At 43.5% G+C, this 13,985-nt stretch carries 12 protein-coding genes; 9 read left to right on the forward strand and 3 right to left on the reverse strand.

Features of this window, described 5'->3' with window-relative positions:
- Positions 1 to 185 precede the first annotated feature (185 nt).
- Genes DXB15_RS00860 through DXB15_RS00870 form a run of 3 tightly spaced genes read left to right on the forward strand, consistent with a single transcriptional unit; the run spans position 186 to position 3,366 of the window.
- On the forward strand, positions 186 to 1,097 hold the full coding sequence (locus tag DXB15_RS00860) for a phosphate acyltransferase (protein ID WP_118701749.1): 912 nt from the start codon (positions 186 to 188) through the stop codon (positions 1,095 to 1,097).
- Positions 1,098 to 1,099: 2 nt separating this feature from the next.
- Positions 1,100 to 2,185 carry a butyrate kinase gene (buk, locus tag DXB15_RS00865; RefSeq protein ID WP_118701750.1) on the forward strand — a complete coding sequence of 362 codons (1,086 nt, stop codon included), beginning with the start codon at positions 1,100 to 1,102 and terminating at the stop codon, positions 2,183 to 2,185.
- Between the two features lie 14 nt (positions 2,186 to 2,199).
- Positions 2,200 to 3,366 (forward strand): thiolase family protein, encoded by a 1,167-nt coding sequence (locus tag DXB15_RS00870; protein ID WP_118701751.1) that lies wholly within the window; start codon positions 2,200 to 2,202, stop codon positions 3,364 to 3,366.
- A 687-nt stretch (positions 3,367 to 4,053) separates the two neighbouring features.
- Here the strand turns inward: DXB15_RS00870 and DXB15_RS00875 are convergent.
- The 3 genes from DXB15_RS00875 to DXB15_RS00890 all read right to left on the reverse strand — a co-directional run bounded on the left by DXB15_RS00875 (position 4,054) and on the right by DXB15_RS00890 (position 7,008).
- A complete protein-coding gene (locus DXB15_RS00875) occupies positions 4,054 to 4,893 on the reverse strand; it encodes an SDR family oxidoreductase (RefSeq protein WP_158582161.1) in 840 nt (279 codons plus the stop codon).
- 121 nt (positions 4,894 to 5,014) lie between these two features.
- The gene (locus DXB15_RS00880) at positions 5,015 to 6,016 is read right to left on the reverse strand and encodes a VOC family protein (protein ID WP_118701752.1); all 1,002 of its coding nucleotides are present in this window, start codon (positions 6,014 to 6,016) and stop codon (positions 5,015 to 5,017) included.
- A 209-nt stretch (positions 6,017 to 6,225) separates the two neighbouring features.
- Positions 6,226 to 7,008: an SDR family NAD(P)-dependent oxidoreductase gene (locus DXB15_RS00890; protein ID WP_199670971.1), complete on the reverse strand. Its 783-nt coding sequence runs from the start codon at positions 7,006 to 7,008 to the stop codon at positions 6,226 to 6,228.
- Between the two features lie 456 nt (positions 7,009 to 7,464).
- On the opposite strand from DXB15_RS00890, the gene DXB15_RS00895 reads away from it, so the two are divergent.
- From DXB15_RS00895 to DXB15_RS00920, 6 genes are all read left to right on the forward strand, one after another.
- A complete protein-coding gene (locus DXB15_RS00895; RefSeq protein WP_158582162.1) occupies positions 7,465 to 8,550 on the forward strand; it encodes an iron-containing alcohol dehydrogenase in 1,086 nt (361 codons plus the stop codon).
- On the forward strand, positions 8,547 to 9,629 hold the full coding sequence (locus DXB15_RS00900) for an iron-containing alcohol dehydrogenase (RefSeq protein WP_118701754.1): 1,083 nt from the start codon (positions 8,547 to 8,549) through the stop codon (positions 9,627 to 9,629). The genes DXB15_RS00895 and DXB15_RS00900 overlap by 4 nt, the downstream gene beginning before the upstream one ends.
- Positions 9,630 to 9,691: 62 nt before the next feature.
- Complete coding sequence (locus tag DXB15_RS00905; RefSeq protein ID WP_109216915.1) at positions 9,692 to 10,180, forward strand: VOC family protein; 489 nt, start codon at positions 9,692 to 9,694, stop codon at positions 10,178 to 10,180.
- Positions 10,181 to 10,551: 371 nt separating this feature from the next.
- Positions 10,552 to 11,505: a thiamine pyrophosphate-dependent dehydrogenase E1 component subunit alpha gene (locus DXB15_RS00910; protein ID WP_109216916.1), complete on the forward strand. Its 954-nt coding sequence runs from the start codon at positions 10,552 to 10,554 to the stop codon at positions 11,503 to 11,505.
- A gap of 14 nt (positions 11,506 to 11,519) precedes the next feature.
- The gene (locus tag DXB15_RS00915; RefSeq protein WP_109216917.1) at positions 11,520 to 12,500 is read left to right on the forward strand and encodes an alpha-ketoacid dehydrogenase subunit beta; all 981 of its coding nucleotides are present in this window, start codon (positions 11,520 to 11,522) and stop codon (positions 12,498 to 12,500) included.
- Positions 12,501 to 12,635: 135 nt separating this feature from the next.
- On the forward strand, positions 12,636 to 13,985 hold the full coding sequence (locus DXB15_RS00920) for a dihydrolipoamide acetyltransferase family protein (RefSeq protein WP_109216924.1): 1,350 nt from the start codon (positions 12,636 to 12,638) through the stop codon (positions 13,983 to 13,985).

The following is a 13,985-nucleotide window of genomic DNA, read 5'->3' on the forward strand; positions in this document are numbered from 1 at the left end:
ATATAAGTGTTGTTTTTTATTCATAGTTTTACATAGCTCAACGAAAGAGGGGGCAGGGCTTCGGACAAAGATCCCTGCCCCTTTTTTCATTTGATAGGAAATTGCGTAAATTTCCTGTCAAATGAAAAAATTTTTGTACAAACAATGTACATAGATATAAACAAAGAATTTTTAAGGAGAATGACATGGAAATAAAAGCATTAAAAGAACTGCTTCCGTATTGTCTGGAGAACTGCACGAAGAAAACACTTGCAGTCATTAAAGCGGAAGATGACCATACTTTGACAGCAGTAGCCCGTGCCAGAAAAGAAGGTGCCATTGAGGCAGTTCTGATCGGAGATGCACCAGTGATCAAAAATCTTCTGGCACAGATCGGAGAAAAAGAAGAAGACTACCACATTATTGACGAAGCGGGAGAGAGAGAAGCCATTTTAAAAGCCATTGAACTGGTACATGCAGGTGAGGTGGATTTCCTCATGAAAGGACTTTTGGAAACCAAGAACCTGATGTCTGCCATTGTAGCAAAAACTTCAGGAATGAGAACCGGAAGACTGATGTCCAAGTTCGATTTTGTAGAGATCGCACAGTATCACAAACTGATCGCGCTGACAGACTCTGCATTAAATACAAAACCGGATGTGGAAGCCAAAAAACAGATCATTCAGAATGCACTGGATGTTATGTACTCTGTGGGAATCCAAAAACCGAAGATCGCCGTACTGGCAGCTTCTGAGACATTGAATCCAAAACTTCAGGAAAGCGCAGATGCATGGAAATTAAAACAGATGTGGGAGAACGGTGAATTTACCGACTGTTACCTGGAAGGACCGATTTCCATTGATCTGGCACTGGAGAAAGAATCTGTGGAGATCAAGAACTATCAGAGTCCGGTGGGCGGAGATGCAGATATGCTTGTGTGCCCGGATCTGGTATCGGGAAATATGATGGGTAAAATGATGACAATCTGCGGCGGAAGGGCAGCTGGTATCATTGTGGGAGCAAAAGTACCGATTGTATTGATGTCCCGGGCAGCGGAAATTGATGATAAATTCCAGTCGATTATTTTAGGTGCCATCGCATCACAGAAAGGAGCATAACCATGGGAGATATTAATTTGCTTGTTATTAATCCTGGTTCTACATCTACAAAGATTGCCATTTATGAAAACGGAAAAGAACTGTATCGTAAAAATCTGACACATTCTGCAGAGACCATTGCACAGTATCCAAAGATCGTAGATCAGGTACCGTTTCGAAAAGCAGAGGTAGAGAAATTTTTAGATGAGATTGCATACGATATGACAAAACTGACAGCAATCGCCTGCCGCGGCGGTTCCCTGCCACCGATCCATATGGGTGCTTATGAAGTCAATGATGAGATGATCGATGTTCTGACCTATCGCCCAAGTGGTCAGCATGCATCTTCTCTTGCAGCGATGATCGGATATGAGATGGCCAAAAATCTGGGCATCAAAGCATATATTTACGATGGAAATACTGCAGATGAGATGGATGATCTGCCGCGCATCTCCGGATGCCCGCTGGTTGACAAGCTGAGTATGGGACATTTCCTGAATACAAAAGCAGTCGGCAGAATGTATGCGGAAAGCATTGGTAAAAAATATGAGGAATTGACTCTGATCATGGTTCATACCGGCGGCGGAATCAGTATCGGACTGCACAAAAACGGCGTGATCGTAGATGTCTGCACGGATGAGGACGGAACCATGTCCCCGGAGCGTTCCGGTGGACTCCCGAGTATCGGCATGGCAAAACTGTGTTTTTCCGGTAAATATACCTTTGATGAAGTATCTGCCATGGTACGTGGAAAAGGTGGTCTGACGGCATATCTTGGAACAAACGATGTCCGGGAAGTGGAAAAACGAATTGCTGATGGAGACGAGTATGCAGAGCTGGTTTACAATGCAATGATCTACAAACTGGCAAAATGCATCGGTGGTCTGGCAACAGCAGTAGACGGTGAGATTGACGGAATCGTTGTCACCGGCGGAATTGCCCATTCCAAAATGTTTATTGAAAAATTAGAGAAACGTGTAAAATTCATCCATCCACTGGCCGTTATTCCGGGTGAGTATGAGATGGAAGCGCTGGCAGCAGGTATTACCCGTGTATTAAACGGCGAGGAGACTGCCAGAATTTATAAAGAGGATGAAAAACTCAGATAGGGGGAATTGTAATTATGAAAGAAGCAGTAATTGTATCCGCTGCAAGAACACCGGTGGGAAGAATGCGAGGCATGTTCGCATCTTTGGAAGCAATTGATCTGGGAGCTGCAGCAATTAAAGCGGCAGTAGAGCGGGCAGAAATTGATCCGGCTTGTATCGATGATGTTATTTTTGGTAACCTTGGAAATGATAATTATGCAAACTTATCCCGTGTAGCACTGTTAAAAGCGGGACTTCCGATCGCCGTACCGGGATTTACCATTGACAGACAGTGTTCTTCCGGATTAAATGCCATTGCACTGGCCGCTATGATGATCGAATCCGGACACGGCGAAGTATTTGTTGCCGGTGGTGTGGAGAGTGATTCCACACGCCCATATCTGATGAATCGTGCAAAACAGGCATATCAGTTAAATCCACCAGAGTGGGGCATGCGTTATACCGGGCCGGAAGGTTACAATTACAGCATGGGTGAGACAGCAGAAAACCTGTGTGATAAATATGGTATCACAAGAGAAGAATGTGATGCATTTGCAGTAGAAAGCCACAGGAAAGCAGCAGTTGCTGTAGCAGCAGGTCTGTTTGATGAGCAGATGGTTCCAGTTCCGGTGACAGACCGCAAAGGAAATGTAACCATCATTGATAAAGATGAATGTGTCAGACCGGACAGCAGCATGGAATCTCTTGGCAAATTAAAACCGTGTTTTCGCAAAGACGGTCGTGTGACTGCAGGTTCCAGCTCACCGATGAGTGATGGTTCCGGCGCAGTTGTTGTCATGGAAAAAGAACGTGCCATCCGGGAAGGCAAGAAGATCTGGGCAAAATTTGTGGATTTTGAAGTGATTGGATGTGATCCGAGTATTATGGGAATCGGACCGGTAGGTGCGATCCGCAAATTACTGGATAAGACAGGTTTAACACTGGATGATATTGATCTGATCGAGTTAAATGAGGCATTTGCTTCCCAGTCCATCGCATGCGTGCGGGAGCTTGGTCTGGATATGAGTAAAGTAAATGTAAACGGCGGAGCGCTGGCACTTGGTCATCCACTGGCAGGAACCGGCGGAATCCTTACCACAAAACTGGTGTATGAGATGGAGCGTCGTGGATCAAAATATGGTGTAGTAGCATTCTGTATGGCCGGCGGTCAGGGTGGAGCTGCACTGTTTGAGCGGATCTAAGCAGTATAACGTGTAAGTGAAAATTTAACCGAATCAAGTAAGTCCCCTGCTTCAATTGCGAAAAGCAATAAGCAGTGGGTGGGGACTTGCTTGTATCAGGAGGAGTGCAAGCTCCTTCTGATAAACTGCGGAGCAGTTATTCGGTTATGAGCAAGTAGCGAAGCGGATTGCGAATATCCGTTTGACTATAATAAGAAAACGAAGAATCCTGTCAGGAAGCTAGACATTCGCTACCTTCATTTCACAGCGGTTTCATCGCGCTCATTCCCACCTCCTATAAAAGCTGGTCGGTTCCCGTTCGCGCAAAACCTTGTGAAACTCAGTCGCTCACTGAATCGCTTTCCCTGACAGGATTCTTTGTTTTCTTTATTTACGGCATTAAAGTCAGCCAATGCACACGACTTCACTTTGTGTTGCATTACAATGGAGTAACTTTCTCTCTGACTCAAAATCCAAGATTTTTACATCATATAAATTAGCGCATGCAACACAGAGCGTATTATTCCAGTGATTTATATGCATGCGTGGCACGAAGTGCAGGGTGGCGCAAAAATTTACTAAATTCAATGAGTAAATTAAGAACTCCTGTAATTTTTCTCAAGGAGCGATTGGTAGCGACTGAGACAAATTACAGGAGTTCCTATTAAAACCTAACGTAGTAAATTTTTAAGCCACCCTAAACAAGAATTACCAGATGGTATGTCCGCCGTCCAGCAGCATCTCGGTACCGTAGCAGTAGCTGGATGCGTCACTTGCAAGATAGAGCAGTGCACACTGAAGTTCTTCTACGTCCATCATACGTCTTACCGGCTGAGAATTATTGTACAGATCCAATGTTTCTTTTGGCAGTCCGTCATGTAATCCCGGGCTGTAGCAGTATCCGGGAGAAATAGAATTTACGCGGATGCCAAACTCGGCAACCTGGGAAGCAAAGTGGCGTGTAAAGTATAATACAGCAGCTTTGGCACTTCCGTAAGAAGCATCGTCCATTGTTTCAAAGATTGTTCCCATATTTACAACATGAGCTGCCATGGAGCCGGTGTTGATGATACTTCCGCCATGACCTTCTTTTTTCATCATACGTGCTGCAGTAACAGCAACGATGTAGATACTCATAAAGTTAATATCCATAACCTGACGGAAATGTTCAATATGCGGCATATCATGTTCGCTGTCCCATTCTTCAATATCCGGAACAAGGGCGCCGCCGACACCGGCATTGTTATGTACGATATCAACATGACCGAAATCATTGTGAATATTTTCAAACATTTCGGCAACGGCTTTCTCATCGGTGAGGTTGCAGCCATATGCAAGTGCCTTTACCCCATATTTTTTGCTTAAATCTTCAGCAACAGCTTTTGCTCTGTCGATGCAGACCGGCAGATCAACGATTGCGATATCTGCACCTGCCTCTGCAAAAGCAGCAGCACCGTGACTTCCAATATTTCCTGCGCCTCCTGTTACGACTGCGGTTTTACCGTCCAGTCGGAAGCGGTTCATTACTTTTTCTGCTAACTGGCTCATAATGAGTCTCCTTTCTGTATTGCGTTTACCATTTTCTGATTTATTTTTTGCATATACGATTCGGAGCATTCTTGAAAAGTAGCAGTTCTCCGAATCGTTGCAGGGTATGTGTTTTAAAAATTTACGGTTCCGGATACCAGAACTGGAAGTAGCCATCCGGAAGCTGATCCATCACAGCGTCGGTACGCATCTCTTTGAAGTAACCAAGCTCTTTTACGGTATCCATATAGCACCAGTCAACCGGTCCGATACTTCCTTTACAGTTCATGGCAATGCCATTGGAAGCGTAGTCTGCAAGGATATCCTGCCACTCAGCAACATGGTACTCCTGCAGAATATGATGGAAGCCAATGCCATGATCTTCGATAAATTCGCTGTAAACAAGTTCTCCTTTTACCGGTTCGATGACTTCCCACTCAATATTTCCGCATACAAGGATTGCAAGCAGGTAGGAGAAATCCTGTGGTACGAGTTCACCATTTACCGTGAAAGCATAATCGTGAGCAGCAGCGTTACACTGATCGCCAACTTCCCATGGTCCGATTTCAAACAGATCTGTCAGGCGGGCAATAGTTTTTCTTACGTCCGGTGTAGAAATGTTGATTTGTGCGATACGGGCCGGGTGAATATGACTTGGTGTGTCTTTTACACTGTCATCACGGATTGCCTCAAAGATAATACCGAGTTCATTCATCAGATCAAGCCATACTGCATGGCAGGTATCGGAATCATAAGTTTGTGCGATTGTTGCACCCTTTGCGGTGTAATGTGCCAGTGTGTCATCCCAGTCAGCTACAGGGATTCTTTCGCGGGCACAGCAGATGCCGTTGCCGAAGCGCTCCTGATATTTTTTGTAAAGGGTGTCACCCTCTACCGGCTGTACCACGCACAGGGACGTATTGTTATAAAAGATCGTTGCGTAACGCTCTGTGTAAGCAAGCTCTGTATCCCCTGCTTTTAATCCGGGATTTGTCTCATTCGTACGAATTCCTGTCACACCCGGAGTCACATGCTCTACACGGTTAAATTCTGCAATTTCTTTGAAAATATCATCTGTGACGATCACGATCTGGTCAAAATTGCGGTTTTTGCATCGTTCCTGAAGTTCTTTATAATTCATCATGTAAGTCCTCCTTAAGGATAACTGTATTTTCGGAATCTAGCCAGAATGACTCGTTTTCGAAAGATTCCGAGAGTACATATAAAATTAAATTCTTTGATGAGATACTTATTATTTTTAAGAAACACTGTACTAGTACATCGTTTTCGAAATAACTATACCAATCACTTGTTTGCAAATTCGACTGCACAGGTGAAAAAGCCTCGACGTAGCTAGCAGCAGGTCCATCCGCCGTCTACCGGAAGTAATATACCGGTGATGTAGCGGGATTCCTCAGATGCGAGGAATACAATTGCTGCATCCATGTCGCCGACTGTATTCATATCAGTAGGTGTGCCGGTTCGCTGCATCGGTGTTGTACGGAGCACAAACGGCATATTCATTTCCATAAATTCATTTCCATTGCTTTCTGACGGGAATGTGCCCGGAGCAATGGCATTGACCGTAATTCCTTTGGTAGCAAGCTCGGCGGCAACTCCTTTTGTCAGACTGATAACGCCGCCTTTTGCAGATGCATAACCTGCCAGTGATACTTCGAGATGTCCGACCATGCCAAGAACAGATGCTACGTTGACGATTCTTCCATATCCTGCTTTTTCCATATAAGGAACAAATGTCTTTATCATACGGAATACGCTGGTCATATTCAGTTCTACCAGATTTTTATAAGTTTCCATCGGCAGCTCTGCCACCGGGCATGCCGGTCCGCCGGTACCGGCATTGTTTACTAAAATGTCTACCCGGCCAAATTCTCTGATAATTGCGTCTGCGGCATTTGCAACAGATTCATCAGAAGTAACATCGCATGGAACCGGCAGGCATTTTACACCAAGTGTACGAATCTCGGCGGCAGCTTCTTCCAGTTTGTCAGCCCTTCTTGCGATCAGAGCGATATTGCAGTTTTGTCTTGCCAGGGCGATAGCCATTCCTTTTCCAAGTCCGGCAGTACTTCCGGTGATAACCGCTACGCGGTCAGTGAAATCAAACATTCCCATAATAAAAATCCTCCATTTACATTTCATGTACACTCGAAATCTTTTTGCAAACAAGGCATTGAAACAAGATTTCGGAAAAATGCATTTGTCATGTGCGCATGGAACCTTTCCGTTGAAAGCCCCATAGTTATCGTTTTTGATACTTTATAGACAGCAAAAGTGATGCCTGTTTGAAAAAGCGGAAAACAGGTACATTTTTAATAAGTAAAAAGAAAAAAACGCGGTACATTTGCAAATGTCAACAGGTACATTTGCAAATAAAAGGTTGTAAAAATGCTGTTATGGATTTCCAAAAGGCGCAGAATCGGGGGAATCTTGAGAAATGTTATGAAAAAAAATTACAGGCATAGGTTTTGCTACCTGTAAGGTATCCATGTATGATCCTGTTTTCGAGCATTCTTGAACGAAAAAGGGGCTATACAATTAATTTATGAAAGTATAAGAGAGGAGACAGATGTGAGAAAATTAAGATTTCCGGGATGCTTTAAATTGGGAAGTAATATTCTGGAAGAATTTGAAGCACAGGCAAATTGCTTTGGCAGAAAATTTGTATTTGTGGGTGGAAAACGCGCCATTGCATCAGCAAAAGAGAAACTGGAAAAAAGTTTTGAGGGAACACAAAGTACATATGAGTTTGTAGAGTGTGGAAAAATTGCGACACCTGCAGAAATTGACCGGGTAGCAGCAATCCCGTGCGTACAGGAAGCAGATGTTTTATGTGGCGTAGGCGGAGGCAGCGCGATGGATGTGGTTCGTACTGTTGGAAATCGTAATGGTCAGAATCTGGTGATGATTCCGACGACGATTGCATCAGATGCACCATGTTCTTCGGTGTCCGTATTTTATTCTGAAGATGGAACAAGTGTTGTAGGAGATCAGTTATTTCATAAGAGTCCTGAACTGGTAATCGTTGATTCGGATATCATTGCAACTGCTCCGACCAGACATATTGCAGCAGGTATGGGCGATGGCCTGGCAACTTACTATGAAGCAATGACGAATAAGTTAAATCCACATGGAACAGAGATTGCAAAAACAGGAATGCTTCTGGCAGGTCTTGCACGCAAAATCATACTGGAGGATGGTCTGGATGCGTATGAAGCTGTTAAGACGCATGTAGTAACCCCTGCACTTGAAAATGTAATAGAAGCAAATTGTTTCCTGTCAGGTGTCGGCGGAGCAAATACCGGGTGTGCAGCAGCACATGGAATCGGTGATTTTCTCGGACAGATTCCGGGTGGACATGAATTTATGCATGGTGAACGTGTTTATGTAGGTTTGATGGTGCAGTTGATTCTGGAACAGTATCCAAAAGAAGAATTAGTATCTTTCATGAAATTTGGACGAAAAGTCGGATTGCCAGTCTGCCTTGGTGATCTGGGTGTCATGGATGTGAAAGCCACAGCAAAAGAACTGGCAGAGGGATTAGTGGATGATCATTTTATGGTAAATCTTTGTTGTGATCACAGCATAAGCCGTGTCACAGGAGCGTTTGTACAGGCACAGAATGTTGCGGATGCGTTACAGGAGGTAGAGGAATGAAAGAATTATATTTTCCGGGTACATTTATGATCGGGAGTGATATTCTGAAGAAATTCCCAGAATACACTTCCTGTTATGGAAAAAATTATGTGTTTATCGGTGATACTATTTCACTGAGTGTTTCACAGGCGGCATTGACAGAGAGCTTTGTCGGTACAGATTATAAATATGATTTTATCGAATCCGGTAAAGTATGCTGCGAGTCAGAAGTAAATCGTATTTCAGAAATGGAATGTGTAAGGAATGCGGATATTGTATGTGGTGTCGGCGGAGGCGGCTGCATGGATATTGCAAGAACCATAGGAAATAAATTTGACAAAGCGTTGGTTATGATCGTTACAACGGCATCTTCTGATGCCCCCTGCACTTTCATGGCTCTGACTTATACGGATGACGGAAGCGAGATTATCTATGATACACGGTTCCCTAAATGCCCGGATCTGGTTGTCGCAGATTCGAAAATCATTGCAAATGCACCGGCCCGTCTGCTGGCAGCAGGTATGGGTGATGCGATTGCAACCTGGTATGAAGGGAAAACCTGCCGACAGAATCCGAATGGAATTCATATTGCAGAGTTTGCGACCGGAATGACGGAACTTTGTAAGGAAATTATTACCGCAGACGGTCTGGCAGCTTACCGTGCAGTACTGACCAAATCGGTAACTCCACAGTTGGAAAATGTCATAGAAGCAAATTGCTTCTTATCCGGTATTGGCGGATTGAATTCTGGCGGATGCGCAGCGGGACACGGAATCGGTGACTGGCTGGCGGGAATTCCGGGCGGACACAGTTTTACACATGGTGAACGTGTATTTATCGGTCTGCTGATTCAGACAGTACTGGAAGAATACCCAATGGAAGAAACGATTTGCCTGATTAAGTTTGGTCGTGCAGTGGGACTTCCGTGCTGTATTGGTGACATGGGCGTTGAAGATGTGAAAGCAATTGCAAAACAGGCAGGAAAAGAATTGTTGAATGACCATTTCATGGTAAATCTCTGCTGTGATCACTCAGAAGATATGGTCGAAGGCGCAATTAATTATGTACAGTATTTATGTGATCACATAGATGAATATTAAAAACAGATGAGTATCAGAAGAAAATGAATACTGAATGAATACCAGAAAGGATGGAATGAATTATGGCAGGACAGATTTCAAAAATTACACAGATTGGTATGGTTACGGCAGACCTTGACAAAATGGTGAAATATTATGAGGAGATGCTCGGGGTTGGTCCATGGACTGTTGTGGCTGATACAAAAAAAGGCATCGGAGCTCCGGCTACAAACACGAAAGTAAATGGAAAAAGAGTTGATTTTGATGTAAAAGTAGCAATTTGCATGTTAGATGGCTTTGAACTGGAAATCATTCAGCCGATGGATGACAAGAGTATCTATGCAGAACATTTGAAAAAACACGGAGAAGGTGTGATCAACCATATTGCGATTGTAACACCGGACAATGCGAAATTCCGTGAGGTCATGAAAGCAAACGGAATTAAATCCTGTCAGAAAGGTGATGTAGATCCGGCACTTGGTCAGAGCTGGGATTACTATGATGGAAGTCAGTACTTTGGAACCATCTTTGAGTTACATGATAAGAATCCGGTTCCGGATGATGAAGATTAATTCTGTATAACGGAGTGTATCAAAAAAGACTTTCTGCAAGGTATGTCATATGCCTTGCGGAAAGTTTTTTTGTTTGACAGGAAAGCAGTGTGGCTGACAGTTTTTACAGCAGGAGTATTCTTGAATTTTTTGAGAACTGATTTGCAAAAAACTCAAAGAAGTTTGCAGGATTCCAAAAAGAAATAGACCAGAGATGTGAAGCCGTAGTGAAAAACCCCGAAAATAAGCCGTTTTTTTTCAGATTTTGAACGATTTAAAAAACTGGCATGCATTTTGCATCTCCTAAGGCAGATGCAAGTTGGAGCGAGAAAGTTTTCAAATTGTGCAAGAAAAATAAACAAAGAATTAAAAAAGAAAGAAGGACAAATAGCATGGCTAAAATGACAAAGCAGCGTGCCAAAGAGTTTTATGCAACAATGTATAAAATTCGTAGATTTGAAGAAGAAGTTTTTGAGTTTTACAAACTCGGTCAGATGGCTGGTCTGGCTCATCTGTACATTGGTGAGGAAGCAGTCGCAGCAGGTGCGTGCGCTGCAATTGACAAACAGGATTATATCGGTTCCACTCATCGTGGACATGGACATCTGGTTGCCCGCGGTGCAGATATGGGCAAGATGATGGCAGAAATCCTTGGAAAAGCTACCGGTTATTCAAAAGGTAAAGGTGGTTCCATGCATATTATGGCGATGGATCTTGGCATCCTCGGAGCAAACGGTATCGTTGGCGGTGGTATTCCGACAGCAACAGGTGCAGCATACAGTGCAAAATACAGAGGAACAGATCAGGTTACGCTTTGCTTCTTTGGTGATGGAGCAGCGAATGAAGGTACTTTCCATGAATGTATCAACATGGCAGCCGCCTGGGATCTTCCAATTGTATATATTATTGAAAACAACCTTTATGGTATTACGGTTGATACAAGACGTGTCACAAAAGAACATGATCTTGCAAAACGTGCCATTGGTTATGGCATTCCGGGATACACAATTGATGGAAATGATATCGAGCAGGTATATGAGACAGTAGGAAAAGCAGTCAAAGATGCCAGAGAAGGCAAAGGACCGGCTATCGTAGAGTGTAAGACATACAGACATCACGGACATAACGGAAGTGATAACTGTGCATACAGACCTGACGGAGAATTAGAAGAATGGAAGAAAAAAGATCCGCTGAAAGTCTTTAAAGACAGAGGATATCTTACAGACGAAGAACTGAAAGCAATTGAAAAAGAAGTTGACGCAGAGATTGAAAAAGCATGTGAGTTTGCAGCAGAGAGTCCATATCCTGATGCATCAGAACTTATGACTGATATTTTTGTCGACTAGGGAGGAAATCAATAATGAGAAAAATATTTTATCGTGATGCAGTTCGAGAGGCCCTTGATGAAGAAATGGCAAGAGACCCAATGGTAATGATGATTGGTGAGGATATCGGTGTTGGTGATGGTACATGGAAGTGTTCCAAAGGACTCCGTGAAAAATACGGTGATCTGAGAATGAAAGATTCACCGATCAGTGAGGCAGGATTTACCGGTATGTGTATCGGTATGGCACTGACAGGAATGCGCCCGATTTCCGAGATTATGTTTGCGGATTTCATGCTCGTAGCAATGGATCAGATCGTTAACCAGATGAATAAAGTCTGCTACATGTCCGGTGGACAGAAAAACGTTCCGATGGTAATCCGTACAACAATCGGTGCCGGAAGGGCAGCAGCAGCACAGCATTCTCAGAGTTTACTTGCACCGATCGCACATTTCCCGGGAGCAAAGATTGTTATTCCTTCAGATGCCTATACAGCAAAAGGATTATTAAAGAGTGCGATCAGAGATAATAACCCGGTTATTGTAGTGGAGCACAGAAAACAGTTTAGTATGGAATATGATATGCCGGATGATGCAGATGAGAACCTGCTGATCCCTATCGGAAAATCTGCTGTAGTTCATGAAGGAACAGATGTGACTGTCGTTGCAAGTGCATACCAAGTTGGTCAGTGTGTCAATGTTGCAAAACATCTTGAAAAAAAAGGCATCAGTGTTGAAGTCATTGATCTGAGAACACTGGTTCCGTTAGATAAAGAAACAATTGTAAAATCTGTAAAGAAAACAGGAAGACTTCTGATTGTTGATGAAGGCTATGAAAGCTTTGGTGTGGCAGCAGAGATCACAGCAGCGATTGAAAAAGACGTATTCTATGATCTGGATATGCCGATTTCCCGTCTGGCAGCTCCGGATGTTCCGATTCCATTCAGTCCGGCATTAGAGAAACTGATCGTACCTACAGAAAAAACAATTCTGAATGCGATCAAAGAGCTTGTTTAACCACTGATGCAGAATACATATGAAGCAGATTATAGGAAATGAGTGCTGACAGGTAACATTGAATGGAAATGTATTCCTGAAAAAAGATGATAGAAAACGGCAGGAGTACATGAAATTGGTATGGAGGAAACAGAAATGGCAAAAGTAATCGTAATGCCAAAACTCGGCTATACACAGGACACAGGTTCCATTGCTGCATGGCTGAAAAATGAAGGCGATACAGTAGAAAGAGGAGAGGCTCTTTTTGATGCGCATACAGATAAAACAGTTGTGACCGTAGAGTCCAATTGCTCCGGAACTGTATTAAAGATCGCTCTGGAGCCGGAGATCACTGTTCCGGTTCTGACACCGGTAGCAGTTGTAGGTGAGCCGGGTGAGGATGCGGAAGCTGCATTGGCAAATTATAAACCGATGGAAGTTGCAGATGCTCAGGATGAAGGACTTCTGGATGATGATGAAGATGAAGCAGAAGAAAAAGAAGCACCGCAGGAAAAGACAGTTGACGTATCAGAATTGAAACTGTCCCGCAGAGCAAAAAAATATGTAGAAGAAAATGACATTGACATCAATTCTGTTGCAGAGATCAAAGGTACCGGTTTTGAAGGCGGTATCACAGAGAGAGATATCAAAGCGTCACCGCTTGCAAAGAAAATTGCGAAGAAAACCGGCGTTGACCTGACAGAGGTCAAAGGTACTGGTATCAATGGCAAGATTATGAAGAAAGATGTTGTCGCTGCAAGTAAAGCAGCTCCGAAGGAGGCAGCAGCTGTGGAGAGCAAAGACGATATGATCGTTGAGAGCGTTGTCCCATATGCAGGCGTAAGAAAAATTATCGGTGACAGATTATCTGAGAGCAAATTTACAGCTCCGCATCTGTACTTTACAGACAGTATTGATATGACAGAGTTCAATGCATTCAGAAAGATGCTCAATGACAAGAGCGAACAGAAGATCGCTGCTTCCGATCTGATGATCAAAGCTGCATCCAAAGCACTGGAGAAATATCCGAAACTGAATGCATCTCTGCAGGGTGATCAGATCATCTACTACAAGAGCACGAACGTAGGAATGGCAGTTGCCGGAGATAACGGACTGATTGTTCCGGTTGTAAAAAATGCACAGGCGAAAACACTGACTGCAATCGCTTCTGAGACAAGAGATCTGGTTGAGAGAGCAAAAGCAGGTCGTCTGAAACAGGAAGAATATACCGGTGGAACATTCTCAATTTCAAATCTGGGTATGTTTGGTATCAGCAACTTTACAGCAATCATCAATCCGCCGGAGGCAGGTATCCTTTCCATCAGTTCGATCAGAAAGACACCGGTTGTCATCACTGACGAAGAAGGAAATGATCAGATCGCGATCAGACCGATGATGAATGTTCAACTTTCTGTTGACCACAGAATCATTGATGGATTACTGGCATCTCAGTATGTAGAATACTTCAAAGAATTACTTGAGAACCCAATTAAGATTCTTATGTAA

The organism is Roseburia sp. OM02-15, from assembly GCF_003481835.1.
Classification (GTDB): domain Bacteria; phylum Bacillota; class Clostridia; order Lachnospirales; family Lachnospiraceae; genus Eubacterium_I; species Eubacterium_I ramulus_A.